Source organism: Bacillus mycoides (assembly GCF_001757995.1).
In the GTDB taxonomy this organism is placed as follows: Bacteria; Bacillota; Bacilli; order Bacillales; family Bacillaceae_G; genus Bacillus_A; species Bacillus_A mycoides_B.
Genome location: NZ_LXLV01000027.1, coordinates 70,651 through 97,318, shown reverse-complemented (window position 1 = coordinate 97,318; position 26,668 = coordinate 70,651). Strand labels below are relative to the sequence as shown.

Here is a 26,668-nt window from a genome sequence, read left to right as displayed (position 1 = left end):
GTGGTTTCTTGCTTTGCTTAGGTAAAAATCGATGGTATTTCCTTTCGAATCGACAGCACGATACAGGTACATCCATTGACTTTTCACTTTGATATATGTTTCATCGACTCTCCAAGAGTCATTGGTTTGCTTGAGATGACGACGGATTCTTTTGTCTAATTCAGGACCATACTGATGAACCCAACGCATAATCGTTGTATGAGCAACGGATAAGCCCCGTTCCTCCATCATTTCCACCAAATCACGAAAACTCAAGTTGTACCGTAGGTACCATCTTACTGTTTGCAAAATAATATCATGATGATAATGTTTCCACTTGAATAAATTTCGCTTTTCCATACTGATCACGCACCTTTTTTAGAGTAATAGTATCAGTATGTCCAAGATTTAGAGATTACCTGCAATTATCTTGAAGTTTTCGCACCAGAACCACGTCTCATTAACTGTATCAAGGACAAGGCGGATCCCTACTCTTACAAGGAATCCGCCTTTTTCTTTTTCTATGACTCTATTCGTTTTTTTATACATCCCTATCCTGACGTGGGTTTTAGGGTTCTCGTTTGTTACTGAATTGGCCGAAAAACTGTATAAAATCTTGCATGCTCTTAGCGTGGGGTTTTTCCAAAATGCTGGCGGTACACCATGCCCATCAACTTAAGAATTTTATAACGCCCCAAAAACAAAAAAATTGTACATTTTCACCTAGAGATGCCAATTTTCTCGTTTTAAAGTATTTGTTTTTTTTGGGGGTTGATGGGCATGGGGGATAACAACGATTCGTTCCTTTTCGGACCACTTGTAAAAAACTTTGAAATGTATGATAAAACAATGACTTTAAGGTAATTAAATTTGAAGTTTTCAAGAAGATTTTCTTTAAATGTATTCCGTCCACTTATTTTCCAGCAATATTTACAGGTGTTCTGTAAACAAATTTTGTTAAATTCATTCCAAAAGTTAACGGAACTCTAATTCTGTTACTTAAAATAATGAGTGGCCCAAAAAATAGTAATCGTTGCCGTGCCCCGAATACGGAAAAATGATTATATCTTGAGTACCATCTACACAATATTTTCCTTTCGGGCTCTTTTTATTGCTTCTTCGCGGTTGTTGACGCGGAGCTTCGAGTAGAGAGTCGAGCAATAATTGCGGATCGTTCCCTCCGATAAAAATAATTTGGCGGCGATCGACTTATAACGCAGTCCACCTGACAGATGCTCCAGAATCTCCATTTCACGTTTCGTAAGCCCGTACGGGAAGTTTTTCTGACTTGAGCCGATCTTCTCCAATTGCTCGCGTTGACTTTTCATCTCTTCGAAAATTAGCGTAGCGACCGATTGATCGATCCAGATTCCTCCGTTATAAATTAGTTTCAAGGCTTCCTTCATCTCTCGCGGATGAATCGACTTCAGCATGTAGCCCTCCGCCCCGTGCTCCAATGCAGTTGCTGCCTGCAAGGAATCCTCAAACGTTGTCATGAACACAACCTTCATATCAGGCCATCGTTGTTTCATCTCAAGTAAAGTTTCAATCCCGCTCATTCCCTGCATACTAATATCCATTAGTACGATATCCGGTTGGGACCGCTTACAATGTTCTAATGCTTCGCCACCGTCCCTGGCTGTACCAACTACGTTAAAATCAGTATGCTGATCCAAAATTTGCTTCAAACTGTCGGTAATGATCACCTGGTCGTTAACGAGCAGCAGGCGGATTGTATCATGTGCAGGCTCTGTCTGCAACGGAATATTACATATGACGAAAGTTCCTTGCTCTGGCTCGGAATGCACGGACACCGTGCCGTGAAATAGCTTAAGTCGTTCCTTCATCCCATTAAGTTCAAATCCAAATTGGATTTCTTCCATTCCGATGCCGTTATCTTCAATTTGTAACCTAAGCTGCTGACTCTCGAAATACAACTGAACGGATATCAAGCTCGCCGAACCGTGCCGAACCGCGTTGTTCAGGGACTCTTGAAGGCAACGATATAGACAAAAGTTTATTTTTTGCATAACGAGAGTCTCGCTGCCGATCACACGGAATTTGACCATTATACCTGTTGACTTCATAAAATCTTCGGTAAATTGCCGTAGAGATTCACTTAACGAATGGTTCAATGGAGTATGAGAGAGCTGATGCAGATGTTTTCGGATATCAACCAGACTGTGTTGGGCGATTCCGACAAGCGAATCGATCCTTTCTATCTGTGAATTCGGTACGGACGATCGCAGCGATTCGACGCCGACGATGAGTGAGGTAAGCGTATGGCCAATCGTGTCATGCAGCTCATGTGACAGCCGGCTGCGCTCCTCCATCAGCGTAAGTTCCTCAATCCGCTCAATATGCTGCTCCAGCAATAGCTTTTGCTCATGAATAATTAGGGCTTGCTTATGGGACTGAATTAATATATTAAACGTGAAGCCGATGGCGAATCCAAAACCGTTGCTAACGATAAATTCATACGGGAGAAGACCAGCGATCCAACCGTTCAATGCCGGCAATATGATTCCACAGAGGATACCTGTCCATACATAGGTTCTTCGATTGCTCGCCAAGCCGATATTCATCACAAGTAAAACGAAAGACCAAAGTAACTCCGGTGCTGTATAGGCTAAATAAAGATGAAAAACCCCCGCTGCCATGACGTCGACTGCAAGATACCAATCTGCATTTCTACACCAGGCGATTAATGGAACGAGATAAACGACGAAAGCAAAAGAAAATAAGACCCAAAAAGACGCATCGATTAATGACGGTTTGATAAAATTAGCGCTTATGATAATGACCATCCAAAGCGTTCGTATGGCCACAAATATCCAATCATACCAGAACCATTTTTTTATTATAGAGAACACGGATTATGCACACCTACTTATATTTTTGAAAATTAATTCTGAATAAATCAAATCTATCATGCACCATAAACTTCTGATCCGTCAAGCGAAAGAGAGTGTAAACAGTTAGAATTTACTGTAACAAGCACGTCACATGAGATATTTGACAGTTTGTCATATGGTATATGTGACAAGTCCAATTCCGAGTGTCAACAAAAGTTTGGCGGTTTCATCACTATCCGATTTAACAATTTTGGGGATAAGGTGAGGATATAAAGCAACACAACATTCCAAAATAATAGGAGCGATACGTTATGAAATTACTCAGGATTCAAAAAGGAGCTGTACTTGCATTAACAGCTATATCGGCGAGTATACTGGTATTTTCTGCTTATGGGTCTGTAAACCCGGTACAGACTGAAGGCGCGGTACAAGTGAAGACAGAGAAGGAAAAGAAAAACAAGCATCGGGATGAAGTCAAACGCGTCATTGATAAGGTGGTAACCATCAAAGGAGTCCCAAGTGTCATAGCTGGCGGGTTACAGAACGGGAAACGCTGGTCTTACGCTACAGGTACAGCCAGTTATGAAGTACCACACCCGGTGGAGTCCAATTTTTCATTCCGTATTGGAAGTATTTCAAAGACTTTCACAGCGTCCGTTGTATTACAGTTGGCTGACGAGAAAAAATTGAATCTGGATGATTCGGTTGAAAAATGGCTGCCAGGTGTCATAAAAGGTGAAGGGTATGATGGCAACAAAATTACGATCCGTCAGTTATTGAATCATACAAGTGGGCTTGCTAGCTATACAGATTTGGATTTCCGAGATATTACTTTGCCTCAAAATCCATATCGTTACTATTCCGTCGATGAGCTTATCGACCTTGGACTTTCAAAGCCACCTGTATTTACACCAGGGAAGGGCTGGAATTATTCCAATATGAATACTGTACTAGCCGGTCAAATTATTCAAAAGGTAACAGGAGAAACGTATGCGGAGCAGATCAGGAAACGGTTTATCATACCGCTTGGAATGAAAGGGACATTTGTGATGGGAAATAGTCACGAAATTCCGGGTAAGCATGCCACAGGATATAATATGGATAGATCGGGTCATTTGTATGATTTAACAGAAATGAATCAATCATGGGCAAATGCGGCGGGAGATATAGTCTCAACAGTTAATGATTTGACTACCTTCTTCAGTGCGTTGTTGGGCGGGAAGCTTCTGACTCAAGAGATGATGGACCAGATGCACACAACAGTAGATGGACCTTTTGGTAAAGTCGGACTAGGGATTTATGAATTTAAAACAGCGGACGGGCAATCTTACTGGGGGCATGCCGGAGGTACTTTCGGATATGAATCGAGAGCCGTCGGATCTCTAGACGGGAAGCATATTCTGGTAACGTGCATCAACTCGGTAGGTCCACAAGTAGCGCCAGCTCACGATAAAATAATCAATAAGGAATTTAGCCATTACGCAAGTCTAAACAGACAGTGAATTATATATGTTTGACCTGCTTGGAAAACGAAAACATACCGATCTATACATGGTTACGAGTGCCGGATCATATCTATCACTCCTCATGGGATTTATACACAAAAGGACCGTCAGGATGTTTTCCTAGCGGTTTTTCTTATGAGATGGATGTATATTGTATTCATAGAAGTTAACATAAAGTCCTATTATCGGTAGCAAGGACAAGGAGGAATCTTACCCTTACAAGGGAACCTCCTTTCTTTGTTCTATCGACCTATGCATTTTTTTATACATTCCTATCCTGGCACGGTTTTAGGGTTCTTGTTTGTTACTGGATTGGCCGAAAAACTGTATAAAATCTTGCATGCTCCTAGGGGTCACTATATATGAACACTACGTATTTGACTTTCTCAATGACCAACATTACTTAACGTGGTAAAATAATATTCGGATGGGAATCCAATGTTATTAAAATTAAAGTGGTTATCAAGTCGGAGGAAGGCACCTTAGGGTGTCTTTTCTTTTTAAAATATATAAGCGCACCATCCCTTTCCTAATAGAGGCCCCCCTCATGCCTCCTTACAGGGAGAATGATAAGGCATTTTTTATTTACCCAATTACCGAGCTCTCAAATGTTTGAAATAGTTACCTATCCCCTAATCACCGAGTATGTTTATTTCTCTAAATCACTGTCCATAATAATAAATAAAGACAAACCCTTTACTCTTAAGATACAAGCTCTTTCTCAAGAGTATCAAACTCGGTGATTAGGGTAGAGTGGTATATTTATATTTAGGATTAATTAACTATAAGAAAATGAATTTCATGTTATTAAGAACTATAATTCTTGGATATACGTAAAGAACTGACGTACAAAAGAAGACCCCTTACTGTTGCTTTGAAATAAAGTTTGATTAAAATGCATGGGTTGATTTTTTTGAGCTATTTATTTTTGTTATTAAGTTTGACAAGCAAATAGTGAAGATTAGCTCCCTGTTCAGTATTATTTACATTTACTACATAAAATTTCGTTTGCTATCTTAGCTAATATTTTATCTAATTGTCCAACAGGCATATTTTTATCTTCGGATAATACTAAAGAAACTGCAAATCGTTCACCACGTTCAATTGTTTTACCACATTGTGAACATACTAAATTTACATCTTTAAAATGATTTATTAATGTATCTAACATATTATTTATTCCTCCTGCTTAATTGTTTGATATAAAAATATATAAATATCATTATTTTCATTATACAAAATTAAAAAGAAAAGATGGAGTAAAATTCCAATTCACACCATCTTTAACAACAAATTTTTTCAAAACGTCGCATCTTTTTTCAAAACATCGTGACTTTATTTCAAACCAACAGTTCCTTATCATACAAAGAACCGGGTAAAAGATATCCTAAATTATGTCTAACTGTACACTATTTCTTTTTAATCATGTACTTGCATAGAAAGATAATAAATTCCCTTATTGGTTACGAAGACATATTCTTCATAACTACAAGCATAATAGGCTCCTATATCTAATTTTACCCAATAAACTGCTCCAATCCCTTGTTCAAATGTATTCAATAACTGTTCTATTATAAACTCCTTCGGTGTTAATCCTTTCAAATCATATCCACTGGGTATTGTTCCGAACCAATACTCTTCACTGTCAGGGAATTCACAAGAAAGGAAATCCTGCTGCCATTCATTCAACTGTATAAGTTCTATTGTGTCGTCACTAGTAGCTTTTATATCCTTTTTTATAAGCTCACATATATCTTCTTTTGTATTTTCTGATAAAAGATATAGTCTATAATCATTACCTACGCCATCATATTCATTAACCTTAGCAAAATCACTTAATATTCTATTAATCTTTTCCATGTCTAAGCTCCTTCATCAATAATTAGGAAATAGTTCCAACATTATTATAGCAAGGTGCTACACGCTTCCCTATGGATATGTTTTATATTTGGCGGTACGCCTTATTTACAATGTTTTGAATGTATACTTTTCTTGTTGATTTTGATGGTATTAGGCAGATTGGGGTAAAGTCAATGTTTTCGGTAGTTTGAATGTAAACTAATTGGCAAAAGTTTACATTCGATATTTTAAACATTTACAACTAAATTTGTAATGAATTTCTCAATATAGATATTACTGTTAATTATGGTTTTAATATTGAAAATTAACAAAAATATACTATTATAAAATTAAGATGGTTTTTGCCTTTGTTTTTCCCTTATGCTAGAGATAAGATCATACTCTTCGATCTTATCTTTTTTATTTGTGGATTTGTAATAAAAAAAGAATCCTTTAAAATAAAGAGATCCAAGTACAGAAAAAGTACACATATTATTGTTAGCGTGAGGTAGAGAATGAACTGATTCTGTTATTCATCTTGGCCGAGCGTCTTTAAAACCAATGAAAGACTTTTGTAACATTTTTGAAAGATTTTTGAAAGATTTTTAAAGTAAGATAAGCTTATCGCTAATATACATGCAAAACACTCTATATTTTATTTTTATAATGCAAGGTGTGTTAGAAAAATAAAATTGATCAAACCAAGCTTCCCCAAAGCTTCTTTGAAATAAACAAAACCCGCAGAAAACATTCTTGTTCTCTGTGGGTTTTGTTTATTTTATTTTTTTCTTGAAACAAGTGTTGTTTTATCATAGAAGCGATACCGCTGTAAAGTGATAATAATGTTATTTAATTCTGATTTAAAAATATAAGAGCCTCGCTACAAATCATATTGTAGTAAGTGTGTAGAGAGAATAAAGTTATTTAATTCTTCTTTCAAAAACACAAAGGAGATACTACATTTTAAGTAGTTTCTCCTTTTAAAGTTCTTTAAAAATATTCATTTCAGCATAATTGTAGACATTAATTCTCGCAATTTTCATCTAATTAAAACTACACTTCTGCATTTAATAACTTGTAATCATTATCAAAATAGGCATGTATCCTGTGTCCACCAAATAAATCTCCATCATGATATTCACAGTATATATCATTTGCTCTAATTTCGATGTCATAGAGGGTAATTGCTTTTGTAAATTTTTCTTTAGTTACATCATATTCTCCTGCATCTACAGCATCCCAATTTAAATGTTCATCATTCTCGTCATACTCAGGCCAAAAGTCATTTTTGTAATTAATCAATTTCTCTGCTATGGCCACTTTAGCCTTTTTATCAAATTCCTCTACGCATAAAAAAAGCTTCTCTGCTCTTTTAATCATCTCATTAACATCTACATATTCATTTCTAATATCCAATTGCCAATGTATTTTCCCCTTATTTTGCTGATATACTTTACAAGCCTCATTAAAGGTAAACACTCCAATTAATTCACTTTTTATTGATTTTTTCATCTCCTAATTTCCTTTCTATTAATATAAGCCTCCTTCGAGTACATCGACATTTTCTTGATTTTTTATCTCTAATTCATTTTAGAAATTAATTACTCCTTCTTAAACTACACGTTAGTTTAGGAGAAACCTTCACAATCTCATCTAAAATTTAACATAGATATACAATGTTCTTAAAAGGTATTGCTCAACCAAATAGCCATTTAACCGAATAACATGACTGCTGTTTTTTACAACTTTATTATGTTTTAAACGACTTTATTGTAAATCAAACAACTTTATTGTCACTTAACACCACCTTCCGCATATTTCCATATAAATCCTTTTCCGTGTTTTAATTTTCCATTACACGCCAACGTTATTAATGATCTTGAGCATTTCATAAAACTGGCGGCTTCCTTCACACTTTTGAATTCTCTTAAAAATGAACCATCTAATGTAAACTGTTTTACTTTTTTGTGACGATACCTTTTTTCTCTAAAGACATAATCTTCTTCTCCCGAATATCGCCATGCGAACCCCCCTGCACTAATCGCTTCACCTTTACATACCTTCCTGATTGCCTCTTCAGTTAATGATATTGTTTTAGCTGCCTCTTTGATATTTTCGTATTCTTCTATAAAGTCACCGGATAACGAATACTTTTTAACTTTTTTGATATCTGTTTTGATGATAACTTTCTCTCTCTCTTGTACATTTTTTACTTCATTCGCTTCTTCGTCGTACGTCCACCTAAAACCGCCGGTGCTAAAAATCCTTCCATTTAGTGCGGAGTTAAGGACGGGTTCCATTACAGAAATAGAATCAGCTGCTTCTTTAATACTTTTAAACGTTCCTAATATTTCTCCATCCATTGATAGCTTCAAAACACTTTTCTTACCTACATTTCTTTCTCTCAAAGCTTTATTTTTGCTTCCGTTGTTGTAATCATCTAAAAATTTCCAAATATAACCAAAATAACTATCGGCACTACCGACGCAAACCTTAGAAATATCGCCCCTATTAAATCCTAAAACTCTTGCTGCTTCTGCTGCACTTTCGTATTCAGCTATAAATGAACCATCAAGTTCTAATTGAACAACTGGTTTTGCATTAAAGGCTCTTCCCTGGTAATCATCCATCATATCCTTAAAATCTTCTTCCACAAAACACCATTTATAGCCAATTGCTGTTTTGCTCATACCACGACAACAATTTCCTATATTGGATGGTGCTGTTTTGTTCTTGCGTGCAGCTTCGCTCAGGCTATTGTATACCTCTAATACTTCTCCATCTAAATCCATTTTTTTGACTTTTTTTCTAAAACCGTTAGGTTTAAAGCCTGAATAACCTTTAAAATCAGATCCTTCATACCTAAAAACATAACCTTTAACTGTTTTTCTTCTTCCGTTGCATACGGCACAAATCTTTGAATTGTCGATTCCAATAACTTTAGCTGCTTCCATCGTGCTAACATATGTTTTAATTAAAGTTCCATCAACTTCATACTGAAAAACCTTCTTTTGTGTTGGCTTTTGTTTTGGCTTCGCTGGTTCTATATTACCTTCATTATCCCTTTCAATATCCTCAAACCTCCACATAAAACCTCCCGATGTTCTTCTGTTACCATTACAAACTTCAGAAATTTTCGAATAATGAACTCCAGTTTCTCTATATGCTTCGGTCATTGTTTCAAACTCTTTTATAAAAGTGCCATCTATATTAAATTGCAATACCTTTTTAGTGGTACTTCCTTTTTGGCCTTCTCTCGAATTTTTATTTGCTGCTCCTGTTCGTACAAGTCCAGGAGCTCCGTCGCCACCTATTGTTTTGTTATAACCTTTAACGGGATTCATTAAATCCCATTCTTTTATATAAAATTTTTCTAATTCTTTGGCGGATAATTCCGGAATGTTATTAGCGATTATTTCTTTTTTAATGTTCTTCCACCCATATTTTTCTATCGCATTATACAAATGCTGATTGTGTTTATACCCTTTACCTTCATTCCATCTATACTCTGGTTTAAGGCTAGTAATCCCAACATAGCGTTTGCCATTTGGAGCAGTAAAACAATAAACACTCCAGTTATGATCCGGATTAATAATAGGTGAAGCAAGCTCCGTTTTCATTTGTTTAGTCATTAGTTATCACCCATCACTTTCCTCTAGTAAGCGTGCTCTTTTTTATAAACACCGTGACTTTATTTAAAAGCAACACTAATTACCTTTTAAACTTCTTATATATCAGTAGTAAAACTATATCACCTTATAACAGATAGTATTTATTTTAATATATAAGCAAGTGATTTATCATGTAGGTGTTAAAAAAAGTTTGATCAAAACCTTGTGTGAAGTATTAAGATATACAATTTAATTTTCCTCATACTGTTTGGCAAGTTTATAAAATGAGGAACGTTTGATGCCATACTTTTTCATAGCTCCTACGGCTGTAATTGAACCAGATTTCCATTCCTTGTAAGCATCCATAAATTCTTCTGTTATTTCGACAGGTGGACGTCCTAAACGTTTACCTTGCTTTCTGGCAAGAGCAATTCCTTCAGCTTGACGTTGTTTAATATCAATGCGCTCTTTTTCTGCAAAGGCTGATAATATTGTAAGGGTTGCTTTTTGAATCGCACTCTGAATGACATCATTTGTACTTTCTCCAGTGTAATTGACGTTAATATAGGGTTCCTTTATAAATTGTAAATTTACTCTATGTTTTTCATAGTGCCTAAATTCTTCTAATGTATCGTTCATATTTCTCCCAAGTCTTGTTAAGGAATCAAATACAATAGTATCTCCCGTACGAACAAGACGTTTTAGCATTTGGTAATTCTCTCGCTCCATATTTTTTCCAGATTCTTTATCAATAAAGATATCCCGATCTTCTATTCCTAAATCCTTCATATTCTGAATTTGTCGTTCTTCGTTTTGATCTTTACTTGAAACTCGTACATAACCAAATTTTTTATGTTTCATATGCTACACCTCACTGGTAATTATAACAATTATGTCTGTAAAGGTATATGAAATAAATAGATATCTGTAAAATAAGAAATAGACATTTATAGACGCGGGTTTTTATAGGTTTCTATGTATCTGTAAAGGTATACTTTTATAGACATATCAAGTGTTCTTTACGTCTTTGAATACGTAGTAATGAAAAATGAACCAAAAGGTGTACCTTTCGAAACACTTCACAGACGTATAAAGAATTCTTTTATCTTTATAAGTATGAAAATAAAAACTATTCGAAAAAAGTTATACTTTATCAATACAAGTTTTTTTCCTCTTATATTAAAATGAAAATACCCTTTCAAAGTATCGTAACTCCTTTCGTAAATCATGGAAGGAGTTTTTTTATTCATAAAGGTATAATAAAAAGAAAATATTTAAAATAAACCCACATATTTTCACATGACATGAAAATACTAATACTTGTTTTAGTACTTTAATTCCAAAGTATTAAAACAGGATTACTAACTGCGATACTAGGAGGATGTTACTATGAATATTCGTGAAGGATTAATTCCAACTACATTAGGTACAGCAGTTACAGCTGCGGGTTATGCTTTGAAGCAAACTCGTGGATCTAATAAGATGATTGCAAATACCGTATTTGGATTTGGCTTAGCTCACGTTGTTTTAGGTGTAATTGATCTTGTAGAACATCGTCGTTAGAAGAAAAGGCAAGCACATTTTGATGCTTGCCTTTTTAATATCGTCAGTGTGTATTATTTTTGTTTATAGATTTCTCGAGCTCTTTATTTATAGTGTTTTGAAAGTAAACTTTTGTTGTTAATCTTGCTGAAAATAGCTAAAGTCCGATAAGGTTAATGAAATTAATGTTTTGAAAGTAAACTTTTGGTTTTAGAATCATTTATAACTAATTTTGTAATAAATTTCTCAATATAGATATACTTGTTAATTACGGTTCTAATATTCAAAATTAACAAAAAACAAATTATAATAAAAATATGATGGTTATCCTTTTGTTTACTCCTTGTGCTAAAGATAAGATCGTGTTCCCGGATCTTATCTTTTTATTTTTTGATTTTAGATACAAAAAAGGAATCCTTAATAGCTTAAGGATTCTGCAACAGGAAAGAACAAATATATAATAATAAAAAGAATTACTTATATTATAATTTAATAATAAGACAAAAATATTGAGAAAATTTAGAATGAATTGAATGTCACTACACGCTTAATTATAATTGATTAGGAGTTGGAGTAGTAATCTGTCATCTATTCCTTTTTTAAAGAAGATTGATCTCAATCTTCTTTTTTTTGGTGTTTTTTCCTCTTCCCGGGGTTCAGTCGAGATACGTGTAAAAATGGGTCATAGGCTTACTTTTATTTCCAGTAATGACCTATTTTATGTTTTTAGGGTCCAGCTGGCAAAACTCGGATATTGCTAAGGCATTTTTGGAAGCAAAAACCCTGAGTTTTCTACGTTAAGCAGAAAATTCAGGGCTTTATTTTAAAAGATCTATTTTTTAGCTCACACTTTTCTTTAATTTCATTTTCATCATTAAACAAGAGGTTATTTGATTTATCGTGCCGGCCCTACTTTTTCATTTAAATAACATTATTTACAAAAGTTACATTCCATGAACTAGATCCCTCCGTTATAGTGCAGCGCATGACTGCATTAACTACTGATCCTGTCGCCTTTGATACTGGTTCCCACTTAGCATCGGCTACAACACTAAAAGAAGTGCCCACATCAAATTTCTTAGAATGGTTAACAGTATGGGTTCCGCCGATAGTTGACGTCCCCCATTGTTGGAGAGTTACATTTGTATTTTTGATACCTGTTGAAGCATCTAGTAATGTCCAGTATCCAGTTGCCTTCGTTATATCATAGTGATTAATATTTCCCGATCCACCTTTTACGATCTCATAATAAACCCTCGAATAAGAGTAAACTGAAAGAGTTGAATCTAATTCTCCTTTTCCTGAATCATAACCTAAAATGGAAATACTTTCATTTGACTTTTCAAACGTAGCCTCACTAAAAACTGTTGTAACATAACTTTCTACAACTTTTGCTCCCTTTTTTACAGCCTTAAGCTTTTGTGATGTAATTTGGACATCTTTTTTGGAGAGATTAACCTTTTTTCCATTCTTATCTTTAACTTCCATTAGGGTGTTCATGTTTTTATCTAATTCAAGATTATCAGTAACTCCTTCTTTCGCTCTTGAAAGAAGAGCATTATTATCTTTAATTTCTTGCGCTTCAAAGATAATTACTTCTTTATTTTCTAACTCAGAACCTTCAGCAGCAAAAGTTGATGGAGCAAATGTACATAGTGCTATAATAATACTTAGGATAGATAACTTTACTTTTTTATACATTTTTATTTTCCCGCCAGATTTCAAAAGATTTTGCTATTATATTCCTTTGAATGCTATACCATATACATGGAATTTGTTTAGAAAGCTATATTAATCCTTTTTTTCCAGAGTAATATTTTCATGATGACCATCCCACTTTATGTCAATTATCATTTCCTTGTCTTCTCTTGTTGTTAAACAATCAGTACATTTTTTGGGAAAAGATAGTTCATTATTTTCATCTAATGCCTTTCCATCACCATTAAAATCGCTTTCTCCATCATTAATTACAATATTTAATACTTTTATTTTCTCTGGATTTTCTCCTTTGTACTTCACAACATAAGCACCATCTTCGCTATCCTCTGAAATCTGTGTTTTGTACGAACCAATCCAATTTTCGCTTTCCCCTTTAAAACTGAGGACTTTTTGATTGCATCCAACCAATAACATAAAAGTAGAAACACAAAATAATAATCCAATAAATTTTGACGATTTCATCGTATCACCTCTTCGTTATAGCTTATGGTAAAATTTGCGAATCCGAGGTAACAAAATATACTGAAAAGAATAAGTCATTTTTCCAATAACTTATTCTTTGTAAACGGTTACCACAAATTATGACTAAAACCTACATTCCATGATTGGGAACCCTCCGTAATTGCAAATGACATAGAGGAAAGTGTTGTTAAAAAAATTTTATCAACTATAATTTTGCACCCCTATCCAAAAGTTTTATACTACATTTTAAATCTATCATAAACCCAATAAAAATATACTATAATTCGGAATAAAAGTGGTAAATTTAGGATGTTGTATTGCGGGTAGTGACAGCTTCGCTGATACTACCCCAAAAACCGATGAAGAAAAGGTTACGCCTTATATTTTATGGATCAAGGGCTAAATTGCACGGATGCGGAGAAAGAATGACATTGTATCGGAAACTAAAAGATAATGGGTCTACCTAATAATTTACAGGGACTAGAAATAACAGGGGATATTTGGCAGGTTAACCCTGGTTACATGGGCATTGATTGTACTCCTTGCTTGTAGCACCCCATGTTATAAATAAGGGTTGCTTTTTTCTTAATAAACCTTTTCGGGGGGATATGCAAAAAATACCCTACTTTTAATTCCTTAAGTCCTAACAAAACACCCTTACACTTATAGACTTAAATACCCAAAAACGGTCGTTTAAGGAACTTTATTTATATCTATCAAAACTAACTGAAATACATTTAAAAAACAGTTCTAAAACTCATTACCAAAAACAAAGTATCATACCAAACATCAAATACCGTTTATGGAACCTTCTTAACGTACGGTAAAACCAAATTTTTTAAATAAAAAATTCCTTAGCGTACGAAATTCGCGTTTTGTTGGCGGAACCCCATGCCCATCAAGCTAACAACGTAAATTACTAGATACGAAATGATCCTTGTTTCAAAACTAGTGAGTGATGGAATATTAGGCATGCCAAAGAAGCCTACTAAAACGCAATTTTTTCACTAGGCAGCTTCTCTATGCTTCATCGTTGTTTCATACACAACCCCTAGAATATCAAAGACGGTCATCTTCTTATACCGATGACATTTACGACCGTTCTTTTTGAGCAGCTGATAAAGGCGATGCAGAATTTTCAAAAGTTCTTCTGTGCCAACGGCTATCGCTTGAAACAGTAACGGAAAGTAATCTTTAATCATATAAATCGCTTTGTATTCACTCAGCTCCTGCTTTTTCTTTTCAAGCAGAAGCTGTCGCATTTGAAACATCGTAGAAGAACAGAGGAGAATGCCGATGAGTTGTCCATATAAATGGCACTCTAGGCGTTCTCTTTTAATATTTTTACATTCATCAATTTCAAAGAATGACTTCCACGTTTTAAATAAAATCTCAACCTGCCAACGAAGTGAATACAATGAATGCACGTAGTTCGTCGGTACTTCTTCTAGCGACGTGTTCGTGATATATGCATTCATGCCCATTAAACGTTTACTTTTATCCTTCATGACAATGCCTTTCTTCTTTTCACGTATCGCTTGGTTTTTCAGGCGTGTTTGCGTTTGATCATCGGTTAAACGATGGATAATGACACGTGTTGGAAGCTTCTGATTTTGGCCAATGTATGCCTCAGGGATTTCCATCGTTTCACCAGGGGTTAGACCAAACATAATTTGTGTCATATCAAGCTGGATGTATTCTGTTTGCTTTTTTAATGTCCCATTTTTGAAGTATTTTGGCTCAAGGTTCTTGATATAAATACGTGTATTCAGCTTCAACCGCGAGATATAGTAAGCCTCTTTATCATGAATGGATTGTAAGTCTCCTAAATCAAAGTAACCAAGATCACGCAAACACAAATCGCCCGCCTCTACGGTTTCAAGGCAGATGGTACCGTATGTTTTATCATTATTCTTTCCTGGTCCAAGCTGTACGTTAAGAAATTGACCACTCAGTAAATCATATTCCAATTGGATTTTCACGCCTGCCGTATTACTACTTCCACCTGAACCTTGATAGTCAGTGGCGAAATGATCAGGTAGTTGAAACACTGTCGCATCTAAAATACGGATACGATTGAAAGTAGAAATCATGTGTGCAGAAAGCGATTGATTTGTACAGAGTTTTCGTGTGAGAAGAGAAGTAAAGACTTCTCGAAGAAATGCGACAGCTGCTGTATTAAAGCGTTGATTCAGTCCTTCTGGGCTCATCAGTACCCCAGTGGAAGATTCTAATCGACTACACAATTGTGTAAGTGATGTGCTAGCTATTTCCTGACTGAGCCATACGCAAAGGGCAATGAGTTCGTTTGCTTGATACTTACTAGATCGTTGTACAAAACCAACTTGTTTGGCGATGTCTTGTAGGATTACTGGAGATAAAAAGTATTGTAGCTCTTGTGCGAAAAGATTTAGTTCATTTGAAATGATAGGATTCATCTTATTTATTTTTTCCCCGGTATCTTTTCACCTTAGCAATCGTCCCACAGGCCCTACCTTTTGGTCCACCTGCATACATGCTACACCAACGTTTACTTCCGTTCTTTGAATAATCATAAAAAACCCATTGACAATCAGGACAAGCTTTAAGACGTTGCCACTGATTTAATGCAATGCTTTCTACAATAATTGTTAGCATTTCATAAAGGAAGTCGTGTTTTTTCATTGGAGAGTATTGAATTGTATTTTGATCTATAAGGGCAACCTGAATAGGATTTCTAAGTAACCATTCGCTTAAATAACTTATATCATGATTTTCAACTGATTTTCGAATGTCATAACGAAATTGATATAGGTTATCTAAGTTCTCACTAACATCAACATTAGAAAAATTTTTCTTAATAAATGCTTCTAAGTTTTTTTCGTTTTTTAAATGATCTGTCGGTTGTCTTGTATCATTAGATATTTCCCAAGTATTTAAAAAGGTACGTATAATCTCCAACCTTCCTGGCGCTAATTGATTATGTTCCATGTTAACCACCTAACTATTTTAATGATTGACGTTTTTTCTTCGTACTGATACGATTATAACACAACGTGTAACCACTTAAAGGTTTTAACGGTTAACAAAAGGAGGATTCTTACCATGACTACTCTCAAAATTCCTGTCTCCATCAGGATATTGCTTGCAGCTGTTCTATTCATGAATACGGGAAGTTTCATGATAATGCCCTTTTTCGCTATTTATTTAACAGATAGTCTACATTTTTCTCCTTTAGAACTAGGAACAGTATTGACTACAATTTTAATTTCACAACGTGGGTTATCAGTCATTACAGGATTTATCGGTGATCGAGGAAGTCATACCATACATGTATTGTTAGGTGTTATCGTAAGGGGATTAGGTTTTTGGTTATTTGTCTATGCGGAGAATTTTTGGTTTATAGTATTATCTTCTTTTTGTATTGGCCTCGGAGGAGCACTATTTGATCCCTCAGTAACAGCCTTTTTTGCTTCCCAAAAGGAAGAATTGAGAAAAAAAACGTTTACTTATTTTAATCAAATGCTGAATGCAGGAGTTATTATAGGACCAGCAATTGGAGCATTACTAGTCAAGATGAATCCCATATACCCCTTTGCCATAGCTGGTATTTCTATGATGATATTAGCATTTGCTATTTTTGTATATCGTAAACAATACCCAGAAACTATTAAGGACAATAAAAATATATTGGAAAGTGTAAAGTATGCATTTTCTAACACACTATTCTTAACTTTCATAGGTATTATGATTCTGTTTTGGATTATGTTCGCTCAATTAAATATTTCATTTCCGATTAAAGCCTATGCTTTATCTGGAAATAAAGAATTAGTAAGTTCTATTTTTATCGTAAATGGAATCTCGGGGCTAATATTCATGTTTTTCTTACGAAAATTATTTATCAAGTTGAATCCCATAATAATGGTTAAAGTAGGGGTTTTAATTATGGGAACATCTATAGCTATGATCCCTTTTATTCCGTCTATATATTGGATGCTATGTTGCATCTTCCTTTATACATTGGGGGAAACACTGGCTTTACCAGGTGGAGAAATGGCGGTAGCTCAATTTAGTACCAATAGACCTGCTGGATTATTTTTTGGAATGTTTCAAACCTCCTGGGCATTGGGAGGATCTATAGGGAATTATTTTGGTGCATGGTTAAATAAATTTAATCATACATATTGGGCGTGGTTTATTTATTTTTTAATAGGAATTCTTGCCTTCATATTATTCCACCTTATTCATAGAAAGATGGAAACTAAAAAAGAATCATTTCAACTACATGCTCATCAACAATAACTACCGTATTATAGATATAAAAATTTTGTTGATGTCATCGGTAGAATGACAGAATTATGCCCATTAAATCAACAACTTTATTCCTAGGATCCTGTCAAATTGCCATCAAGTTAAGAAGTTCATTGTTCCCCAAAACGAAAAAAATGAGTTGAATTCTCATAGACAAGTGTGGAGAGATAAAATTTTCGTTTTAGGGTTACTTCAAAATATTAGCTTGATGGGCATGTGGCGAGACCCCTATATGGTGACCCCAAAACAAACAATATACTATCCATGTAGTACATTAATTCAACATAAATTTAAATGTAGACTATCTATTGGTTGTTTTATTCTTTATAAATTAATGCGGTACGTGAAATTATTATTAATTCTAGTTAAAAGCCCCCATAGACCATAAATCTATGAGAGCTGCCTAAGGGGCTTTCTATTCGACTCCATTCTATTGTAGCAATCTTTCACCAAATAGCAAAAACATAACGATCCAAAACCAAATAATTAACCTAAATGCACTCTTGAATCCTCCCCAGAGAGAAAATGTTTCCTCTTGCATTATAATCCTCCTTTCCTACTTGTCTTTTGGTTCTCCAAACCATTCATACATTGCCTGTCGGCTTATAATCCATTCCTTACGCTTCCCTTCAGGATGCAAAAAGTACTTCACTAAACCTTCTTGTAACATGCGTTCTAAATCATTTATTTGCTTCTCGTTCATTAGAGAGGGGCTATATTTATTCTTAATTGTCTCACGAGGAATCCCCCAATAAAAAGCTGCTTCAGATGGTGTCATGTATTTATCAATTTCTTTCATGGGAATTCTCCTTTGTTTGAGCTTTTCCTTTTATGTTACAATATATAAAGAAGGAAATGGACTAGATTTCCTTCTACTTCAGTCACTCATTAACTAAGCCCTTTGTTTGCTGTTAAGCAAATGAAGGGTTTTTATTTTTCTTGTTTATATTTACTATCTATGACAGCCAAACGGATCAACTTCAGCTTAATATCCTTACTAAGAGAAAGCCATTCAGATGTACCAATTTTCATATCCTTTTCCTCCCCATTCCCTTTTTATACTTCAAGAAAATTAACCCCTTAAAACATTTGTACTTTACACTAATTTAACAACCAGGGAATCCTCATCATATTCATGAATGTGTAAATCATAGCGCATTTCTGTTGCATTCAATACTTTGCAAACCTCTGATAGTAAGTCGGATTACTTACTTCCATGCCAATTTCTCCATTCCTGAACAGATACTCTAAATCATCAATGATTTCTTTTACTGTATTCTCCAATATTCTCACTCCTTATCTCTATAAAATAACCTTGTAAGGCTATTTTATAGCAAAACAAACAACCCTACAAGGTTATTTGTTGTTTTTTTTGTTGCTTTGAAATAAAGTTTGATTAAAAGCATCTTATAAACACGTATTTTATAGTAAATTAAAAGGATTCAGTTTGAATAAAGTTTAATCAAACTGAATCCTTTTCTTTTCAAATGAACTTTCAGTTTTATAAAAAAGTTTGATCAAAACCCATTTAGAATTCTTTGATTGAAGAGATAAAGCATCGCAACTTTATTCAAAACTTTGCGTCTTTCTTACAAACATCGTGACTCTATTTCAAATTCAGACGAATTATAAAATCAAACCCTCTTTCAGCAAAAAAGGGTGTCCATATGATAATGCTTGTATGGAATCGTTTCATGCCACTTTAAAGAAAGAAGAAGTATATCGTACAAAATATGTCACATTTGAACAAGCAAACTTAGCACTATTTCAATACATCGAGGGATGGTATAACCGCAAGAGAATTCATAGTAGCACCCCAAGCAATAGAAGATCTAGAGAAGTAGCATAGACTTAACTTTTTTGTGTCCAAGATATTGACTCAAATCCAAGTGTTTTTATTATTTATGGTATATTTAAACTATTTCATTTAAATTATCTAATAGAAAGTAGTGAATTATAATGGAAGATAGAAAAGACGAGTATAACATTAGATTACTTTGTGGCTTTTTATTTAACACGTCTATGTGGATTATGATGCACGTTATTTTATTAGAAGACTATGATGAATTTCCAAAAACGCATGAGTTTATAAAGGCGTATATTATCAATCCAACAGCAATATTAGGGTATGTAGCTCTTACGGTATTATGGGTTCGTCATTTTATTAAAAAACTGAAAAAGAATCGAGAAACTAAAAATAAGAAAATTAACTTAGATAAAGAGTAGTATCAAGTGTATATAAAGAGAAGACAACTAGTTATTAATTAATAAGAATCATGAAAAGAGGTAGTAACGTGTTATCGTTTTGGATAGAGTATATTCGACAGCGTAAAATAAAAGAGTTATCTATTTCACTTAAAATTCTTAGTTAATTAAACAGTACAGTACAATACCTCACTACATACCCGAACATATTTTATAGTTTATAAGGATGGAGGAAATAAAGTGCTTAATTTGATAATATGAGCTTTTTTTATAATGATTGCTAGTTTTGTAGTATTAGTTACCTGTTTATTTTGGTTTTTAGCTTCTTATTTTACCTTGACTACAAATGATGAAAGATATTTCATGAAAAAAGAAGCAATTAAAGTTGGTTCCATATCTTTTATTTTTTTGGTAGGTAGTATTGCCTTTTTGCTTGCTATCTATTTTTCTATATAGCTTCTTAGTACCTTATTTTGATAAAAATGCATTTTAATTTGAAATCCGCCATCAAAATAACATTGTTTTATTTTTAAATAAAGGTCTTTTTCTCAAAATTAGATAATAACAGCAGGTTTTGGTGTCGATAAGGTATCAATGGTTACGTGTTAGAAAAAAGGAAGAGACTTTTTATAAGTGACCGTAACGGTGAATTTAAACAACAGACGGTGGCACCTTACCAGCGCTCAAATGATACGTTAGAAGGCAACCGTTATCCATCTGTTTCAAAAAGGAATTACAATGACGAAAATCGCACATTTAATTGAGAAAATGTACGGCCATCACTACACGCCTCAAACCATTTCAAATATGACGAAAGCTGTATACATCGCTGTTGGCATTTGTGAAGATGGTTTAAAAGAAGTGCTTGCGTATACAATTGTACCAACCGAATCAGCGTATAACTCATCGTAACTTTCTTTTAAATCAACAAGAGGACATAATAGAAAATAAAACCTATCATCCTTTCAGTGAATATTTGTTGGTTTGAAATAAAGATTGATTAAAAAGATGCTACAAACGTTAATTTTAGTAGAAAGAAAAGGAACTCATTTAGATGTGTCCATGAATTTATACTATCATCAGTTTTGTTTTCAAGATTTCTGTTTAAAAACTAAGAGGGTTATTTACTTTTCAACCAATTATCTCTAACCAATTCTCTATCGTTAAATAAATTGTTCTTAGCTAGTTCAAAACATACTAACCAAAAATCTTTTTGCCACTTTGCACAGTCTTCCTCGTAACCCATAAGCATTTGAAGCATACAATATGAATCAGAAGGCTGAATATGAATCATATCATTTTTAAAAAATAAAGCTGTAAGACCATGTTCAATAGATAGCAAGCAACCTTTATTAAATGAAATTGTAAAATAAGCATAGTTGTCCTTCGTATAATCAGGTAAAATCTCAAATGTAGGAGTTCCTATATAAGGGTGGATTTCTTCCATACTATTAAAAGTAATAGGACTAAAGGAGTCGTCATTTTCATTATATATCTCGTATCTCATTAAATCTTTAAATTGCAATTCAAATAGACCCTTTAGTATATTTTCATAAACAATATCAAAGTGTGCCTTTAAATAACATAGCGTATTATAAGCTTCTTTTGTTAAAGGTTGGTTACTTTCTAAATCCCCCTCTATCTCAATTTTTTTTTGTTCAAAAAACGAAACGGAACAATTTACGTTTATAGATCCACCCCAACAGTTGTATTTTCCGGAAAAGTTGAAATTATCCACTCTATATAACACTATTCACACCTACCTAAAAATTTTGTTATTCATAATTAACGTCCTCTTATTATGTCACAACCTAAGCATAGCGGAGGGCGCAGTATAATTGCAATTAATATACAAAATAGAAAGTAATTTTTAGTCTTGAAAAATAGCTGTAATCCTTATAAAACCTATCAAAAATAAATAACCCCTCTTTAAATACTAAATCCTAAGGGTAAAACGGTGCAATTTTTTTATAAACAGTTAATCTTTTTTCAAAACGGTTAAACTTTGTTATAAACGATTAAACTTTATTTCAAATCCACATTTTTCAGATATTTTATAAAAAATTCTTAATAACATCCTTAACTCGCTTTAAACCGTTTATTTTCGCTTTTAACACATTTCTTGTTGTTTAGGTCTTATGTCATTCACTACTAAATAAACATTTGTTATAACGGAATCTGAGAAGTCGTTTTTTGATGAGAGTATGATTTTTATAATTAATTCCTAAAAATAACAAAAGAGCTGGATTTTCATCTCAGCTCATGTATTTATTGGTTCTGTATGTGTACATGTAGGATATTGAGAACAGCCAAAAAACTTATTTCCTGTTTTATTCGAATTTCGAACGACTAAATGATTTTTACATGTTGGGCATTTCCGTTCTTCAGGTTTTACTCCTTGATATACATCTTCAGCCGAATATTCGGGATTAATTTTATTAATCAATTTCTGAAGTTCTACACGATCTATTAGTTTTACATGGCATGCCTCCGCTAATTCCTTTGCTTGTCTTGTATATACACTGTTCGTTACAACCCATCCTTCATGTGCTTTGTAATAAGCTTGCGCTGCATATATCTCTTGTACGGCACTGATGCCGACTCTATTTTTCATCCCGTAGCGTTTCGCCTGGATTACAATACGATTTTTCCCCTTTAATACCAGATCCGCTCCGAAATCATTTGACTGCTTTGTAACTGTTGGAGAATAACCCAACTCTCGAAAGAGAGCTTTTAGGTATACTTCGAATTGATGTCCGTCCATTTTGTCTATATAGCGAATACCGGACTTAGCCATTCGCTTTAATATTCTTCGCTCCTGGATCTTCCGGTACATAAATTTAAAAATACGAAAAAGAACATAAAGGATAAAACCATAAATCAAAATCTGTATTATGTTTGGCATTTTGGGTAGATTAGACACTTCTCTCCACCTCTTTAATTGGTTTCATTTTCTTTGGTTGCACTGTTTCTTTTGGCTGTTGTTCACTCACTTGTTTCTTCCGGACATCGTTCCAATCCTTTTCATGCGTTGGAATGTCCTCTTTAAGATCTACAAAGCATTTCATCGTCTGAATGAAGTCTTTCCCAGCCTTATCATTATCTACTGCCATGATGACCACTTTAATATCGTGCCCTTCTTTTTTCGCATCCATTAAAGATTGAATCACCGTTTTTGACTTCAATCCATGCATAGAAACCAGGCGAGCGTTTTGTATTTTATTTTGCTTGATACTCCAATGGGATAACATGTCGATTGGATCTTCATAAAAGTAGATTTTATCCGGCTTACCCACATCAACCGTAAAACCGGCATTGATTTTTTCATAATTCGGGACAATTTGCTTAAAGCTTCCCCTTTTATTCTCCATTTTGACTGTACCTTGACGGTTCATTCCAATGACTTGCCCTTTGCCTCCTTCTTCCCTCCATTTGAACACCACATTATTTTTCTTATCCTGGGCGATGAGATCCTTTTTAATCAGCCAGTTCACCAAGCGAGGATCTATTTTCCGTTCATGAATTAGATATTCTTTAATCTCTGTTTGCTTATTTACTTCTAAGTGTTTGGGATAGATGAAGGGCTGCTGTTCTTTTTTGCGTTCTTCTTCAGCTTTTGAGCGATCAAACTCTTTGTAATCCCCTTTATTTATATCTAATACGGCTTGTGGAAATGTCATTTCATAGTACATCATCGCAAAGCTAATCGCTCCATATCCCTTCTCCCCTCGACTATTCCAGGCGTATTGATTCCCTTTAATAATGAGACTGTCATGCTCTGTATGACGGTAATAGTTTCCTTCTTTCTTAAACGTTTCTCCCTTTGCTTCCAGATATGAAATCAAGTCAATGTTTCTTGCTTTCATCGCATCCTCCGTACTGACATGTGCCATTACGGAATCCCCCCTTTACTCTATAAAATGAAATAAAAAAGAGGACTATTCCGTTTCCTAGTCCTCTTTTGCTACTTATAGTTGATACATTTCATTTTTATTTGCCGAATAAGAATTTTAATCGCTTCTCCTGTACGCTGTATGATAAACGAGCGTCAAATTTCTTCCCGTTTTTATTCGAGATAAACCCTTTAATCTGATCTGTCACATTCTTTTCTAATAACTTTTTCACATGGTTACTACTTAGATTTTTACCAGAGAATGTACCAAAAATAATGAAGTCACAGCCTTTTTTGTATTTCTCACATAAGTAGTTACTTTTTCCTACAAGAACTCTACTCTTACATAATGGACATTTGCCAATTGTACGATCTTCAGTCGTTGGAAAACGGAATTTCAAACTTCCGTCCGCTTCCATATAGATAGCTGCCGTAAATTCTCCCTTTTCCCCTTCAAAGCCATTTATAAAATCTGTTGTTTTATACTGAATCAACTTTTTCATTTGATTACCAGGGATTGCTTTCCCTTTCATCTTTGCTGGTAACATAAAATCACATCCGTTTTTATGCTCCGTGCATCCATAAAACGTTTTACGATGAAGGATCTCACCTTTTTTACATTTTGGGCATTTACCAAATGACAGCTCCTCTTGTGTTGGGAACTGAAATTTGATATTTCCTTCATGTAACACTAGATAAGCGGAAAACTCTTTCTCATTGGACTTAAATCCTTTTAAAAGGTCTGTTTTCCTATCCTCAAACAGCTTTTTCGCTTGTGCCTCCGGAATCGCTTTTTCTTTGATTTTCTTTGGTAGAGAAATTTCACATTCTGGATAATTACTGCACCCATAAAAATTACCTTTATGAAGGATTTTTCCTTTTCTACAAGGGCATTTGCACACCTCAATCTGCTGATTCCAGGTATTAATGATGCTATCGGACACCTTATCATCCATTGCGCCTAATTGTTCTACCGTATCCTTTACAAACGCGTTTGTCTTCTCTACAAATTCCTCATATTTCACTTCTTTTTTTTCGATCATGTAGATCATCCCTTCCATTTCAGCCGTATAAGATGGATTTTTGATTTCATCTACCGGAAAAGCATCTATAAACGCACGACCAATATGAGTGGTTTGAATCTGATTGTTGGTAACATCAATATAGCTCCGCTCTAACAGTTTCGGGATAAATGTTTCTTCTGTTGCGACTGTCCCAATCCGTTTTCCTTTCATGAGTTCTTTCAAATGTTCATCATCCAATTTACGCCCTGCCGTCTCCATAAAGGTTAAAATGGAACTTTCCGTATGAAAGGCTGGTTTCTTTGTTCGTGACTCAATCAAGTCATATTGAACGATTCTGAAAGAATCTCCCTCCTGTAAAACGGGGATTTGAAATGCCTCAACTGATCCCTCTTCTATATCCTCTTGAAAAACACGTAGAAACCCTTTCTCTTGTAGGATCTTTTCTTTTGTACTATATGTGTTGCCCTCTTGATCTATAAAGTGTACTTCTCTTACCAGATAGATTGCTGGTTTCATAAAGTTCCCGATAAATCGTTTTACAATTAAATCATATAACTGTTTTTCTAATGGATTTCGGTTGGTCCCGACATATGATTTTGTTGTTGGGATGATTGCAAAATGACTACTTACTAACTCATCATTAAAAGTCGTATGTTTTTTCGTAATAGAAGATGGATCTACTTGTTGTACTAAATTTGTATAGGAGCTCTTTTCTAATGCTCCCATTACTTCTTTTACTCGTTCCACTTGTTCGGTAGGTAAGTGCCTGGATGAAGAACGAGGGTACGTGATAAAGCCTTCGTCATACAAACTCTGAATATGTTTTTTTGCTGTTTCTGCATTTATTTTCAGCTTGGCGTGAGCATCTTTGTAGATATCTGTTAAGTTATATAATAATTTCGGTTTCTTTTTTCTCGTACTTTCTTTAAATTCCGTTACGATTACATTTGATTCTTTCAAACTATCTCCAAGTTTTTGGAGTGGGGATGGATCTATAAGTTGTTCTTCTGTTTTTATCACCGGTGATAAACCATTTTCCGTTAATAGCTTTAAATTATAGTAGGTTTGTTCTTTATAGTTTTGAATTGCAATTTCTCTTTGACGGATTTCATTCAAGATACACATTTGAACACGACCGGAAGCCAATAAGAATTGGTTTCTTGCTAGTTTTGATGTACAGCCCCTCGTAACATTAATTCCTAGAATATAATCTAGGTATTGCCTTGCTTTGGCGGATTGAGCAAGCCCGTCATAGTCTGCTCCTGGTTCTAATCGGTTCAATGCTCCCTCTAACTCTGCGGCTTCATAAGAAGAGATAAAAAGGCGGGATTCTCGCTTGTTCACACCTGCATGTTGATATATCTCTCGATAGATAAGCTCACCCTCTTTATCTGCATCACAGGAGTTGACCACATGGTCTACATCGGGGCGATTTAATAACTTAACCAATATTTGAACCTGCTCGAGACTATCCGATTTCACTTTATATTCCGGCTCCAAAATAATTGGTAAATGTTCGAATTTAAATTCTTTGTATCTCTCGTCCATCTCCTCTGGATGTTTTAGTTCTAATAAGTGCCCTCGGCACCAACTAATAATGTAATTTTCATTTTCATAGTAGCCATAATATGGCTTACTTCCTGGATATTTTTGCGAGTTTCTAAATCTAGGTGATTTTAATAATTCAACAGCTACCTTCGGCTTCTCTGCAATAAACAATGTTTTTCCCATAAGTAGTACCTCC

The 26,668-nt window shown here is 34.5% G+C and carries 20 protein-coding genes and 2 pseudogenes; 6 read left to right on the top strand and 16 right to left on the bottom strand.

Annotated elements, in window-relative coordinates:
- Both BWGOE10_RS11630 and BWGOE10_RS11625 read right to left on the bottom strand, forming a co-directional pair.
- On the bottom strand, nt 1–339 hold a 339-nt coding region (locus BWGOE10_RS11630), incomplete at its 3' end, for an IS6 family transposase (protein ID WP_131798960.1).
- A gap of 719 nt (nt 340–1,058) precedes the next feature.
- Nucleotides 1,059–2,852, bottom strand: a complete 1,794-nt coding sequence (locus tag BWGOE10_RS11625; RefSeq protein ID WP_070145842.1) for a hybrid sensor histidine kinase/response regulator transcription factor — start codon at nt 2,850–2,852, stop codon at nt 1,059–1,061.
- Nucleotides 2,853–3,145: 293 nt separating this feature from the next.
- On the opposite strand from BWGOE10_RS11625, the gene BWGOE10_RS11620 reads away from it, so the two are divergent.
- Nucleotides 3,146–4,336, top strand: coding sequence for a serine hydrolase domain-containing protein (locus tag BWGOE10_RS11620; RefSeq protein WP_070145840.1), 1,191 nt, complete (start codon nt 3,146–3,148; stop codon nt 4,334–4,336).
- Between the two features lie 982 nt (nt 4,337–5,318).
- Here BWGOE10_RS11620 and BWGOE10_RS11615 read toward each other — a convergent pair.
- The 5 genes from BWGOE10_RS11615 to BWGOE10_RS11595 form a co-directional block, all read right to left on the bottom strand.
- Entirely contained in the window at nt 5,319–5,510 is a 192-nt protein-coding gene (locus BWGOE10_RS11615) for a hypothetical protein (protein WP_070145839.1), read from the bottom strand.
- Between the two features lie 248 nt (nt 5,511–5,758).
- Nucleotides 5,759–6,199 carry a hypothetical protein gene (locus BWGOE10_RS11610; protein WP_002192034.1) on the bottom strand — a complete coding sequence of 147 codons (441 nt, stop codon included), beginning with the start codon at nt 6,197–6,199 and terminating at the stop codon, nt 5,759–5,761.
- 1,032 nt (nt 6,200–7,231) lie between these two features.
- Nucleotides 7,232–7,690 (bottom strand): DUF2262 domain-containing protein, encoded by a 459-nt coding sequence (locus BWGOE10_RS11605; RefSeq protein WP_070145838.1) that lies wholly within the window; start codon nt 7,688–7,690, stop codon nt 7,232–7,234.
- Nucleotides 7,691–7,971: 281 nt separating this feature from the next.
- Complete coding sequence (locus tag BWGOE10_RS11600; protein ID WP_070145837.1) at nt 7,972–9,810, bottom strand: NUMOD1 domain-containing DNA-binding protein; 1,839 nt, start codon at nt 9,808–9,810, stop codon at nt 7,972–7,974.
- Between the two features lie 228 nt (nt 9,811–10,038).
- On the bottom strand, nt 10,039–10,650 hold the full coding sequence (locus BWGOE10_RS11595; RefSeq protein ID WP_070145836.1) for a recombinase family protein: 612 nt from the start codon (nt 10,648–10,650) through the stop codon (nt 10,039–10,041).
- A 528-nt stretch (nt 10,651–11,178) separates the two neighbouring features.
- Here BWGOE10_RS11595 and BWGOE10_RS11590 point away from each other — a divergent pair.
- Complete coding sequence (locus BWGOE10_RS11590; RefSeq protein WP_001025956.1) at nt 11,179–11,352, top strand: hypothetical protein; 174 nt, start codon at nt 11,179–11,181, stop codon at nt 11,350–11,352.
- A 900-nt stretch (nt 11,353–12,252) separates the two neighbouring features.
- Here the strand turns inward: BWGOE10_RS11590 and BWGOE10_RS11585 are convergent.
- From BWGOE10_RS11585 to BWGOE10_RS11570, 4 genes are all read right to left on the bottom strand, one after another.
- The gene (locus BWGOE10_RS11585) at nt 12,253–13,032 is read right to left on the bottom strand and encodes a hypothetical protein (RefSeq protein WP_070146046.1); all 780 of its coding nucleotides are present in this window, start codon (nt 13,030–13,032) and stop codon (nt 12,253–12,255) included.
- Nucleotides 13,033–13,122: 90 nt separating this feature from the next.
- Complete coding sequence (locus BWGOE10_RS11580) at nt 13,123–13,512, bottom strand: hypothetical protein (RefSeq protein WP_081338245.1); 390 nt, start codon at nt 13,510–13,512, stop codon at nt 13,123–13,125.
- 1,007 nt (nt 13,513–14,519) lie between these two features.
- Nucleotides 14,520–15,950, bottom strand: a complete 1,431-nt coding sequence (locus tag BWGOE10_RS11575) for an IS4 family transposase (protein ID WP_070146045.1) — start codon at nt 15,948–15,950, stop codon at nt 14,520–14,522.
- A gap of 1 nt (nt 15,951) precedes the next feature.
- Complete coding sequence (locus tag BWGOE10_RS11570; protein WP_048561901.1) at nt 15,952–16,482, bottom strand: CGNR zinc finger domain-containing protein; 531 nt, start codon at nt 16,480–16,482, stop codon at nt 15,952–15,954.
- A gap of 114 nt (nt 16,483–16,596) precedes the next feature.
- Here BWGOE10_RS11570 and BWGOE10_RS11565 point away from each other — a divergent pair, with 114 nt between their 5' ends.
- Nucleotides 16,597–17,793 carry an MFS transporter gene (locus BWGOE10_RS11565; RefSeq protein WP_070146044.1) on the top strand — a complete coding sequence of 399 codons (1,197 nt, stop codon included), beginning with the start codon at nt 16,597–16,599 and terminating at the stop codon, nt 17,791–17,793.
- Nucleotides 17,794–18,358: 565 nt separating this feature from the next.
- On the opposite strand, the gene BWGOE10_RS11560 is transcribed toward BWGOE10_RS11565, so the two are convergent.
- Complete coding sequence (locus BWGOE10_RS11560; protein WP_002139963.1) at nt 18,359–18,601, bottom strand: hypothetical protein; 243 nt, start codon at nt 18,599–18,601, stop codon at nt 18,359–18,361.
- Nucleotides 18,602–19,426: 825 nt separating this feature from the next.
- Between BWGOE10_RS11560 and BWGOE10_RS29895 the strand changes: the two are divergent.
- The 3 genes and pseudogenes from BWGOE10_RS29895 to BWGOE10_RS29890 form a co-directional block, all read left to right on the top strand.
- Nucleotides 19,427–19,651, top strand: a pseudogene (locus BWGOE10_RS29895) (integrase core domain-containing protein); the annotation flags it as partial.
- A 110-nt stretch (nt 19,652–19,761) separates the two neighbouring features.
- The gene (locus BWGOE10_RS11550) at nt 19,762–20,028 is read left to right on the top strand and encodes a hypothetical protein (protein WP_070146043.1); all 267 of its coding nucleotides are present in this window, start codon (nt 19,762–19,764) and stop codon (nt 20,026–20,028) included.
- A gap of 614 nt (nt 20,029–20,642) precedes the next feature.
- A pseudogene (locus tag BWGOE10_RS29890) lies at nt 20,643–20,907 on the top strand (transposase); the annotation flags it as partial.
- Between the two features lie 220 nt (nt 20,908–21,127).
- On the opposite strand, the gene BWGOE10_RS11545 reads toward BWGOE10_RS29890, so the two are convergent.
- The 4 genes from BWGOE10_RS11545 to BWGOE10_RS11530 all read right to left on the bottom strand — a co-directional run bounded on the left by BWGOE10_RS11545 (nt 21,128) and on the right by BWGOE10_RS11530 (nt 26,655).
- Nucleotides 21,128–21,757: a DUF6985 domain-containing protein gene (locus BWGOE10_RS11545; RefSeq protein ID WP_233151955.1), complete on the bottom strand. Its 630-nt coding sequence runs from the start codon at nt 21,755–21,757 to the stop codon at nt 21,128–21,130.
- Nucleotides 21,758–22,267: 510 nt separating this feature from the next.
- Complete coding sequence (locus tag BWGOE10_RS11540; RefSeq protein ID WP_070146041.1) at nt 22,268–22,930, bottom strand: restriction endonuclease; 663 nt, start codon at nt 22,928–22,930, stop codon at nt 22,268–22,270.
- Entirely contained in the window at nt 22,923–23,900 is a 978-nt protein-coding gene (locus BWGOE10_RS11535; protein WP_070146040.1) for a DUF3991 and TOPRIM domain-containing protein, read from the bottom strand. Before BWGOE10_RS11535 ends, BWGOE10_RS11540 begins: the two co-directional genes overlap by 8 nt.
- 97 nt (nt 23,901–23,997) lie before the next feature.
- Nucleotides 23,998–26,655 carry a type IA DNA topoisomerase gene (locus BWGOE10_RS11530; protein WP_070146039.1) on the bottom strand — a complete coding sequence of 886 codons (2,658 nt, stop codon included), beginning with the start codon at nt 26,653–26,655 and terminating at the stop codon, nt 23,998–24,000.
- Between the last annotated feature and the right edge of the window lie 13 nt (nt 26,656–26,668).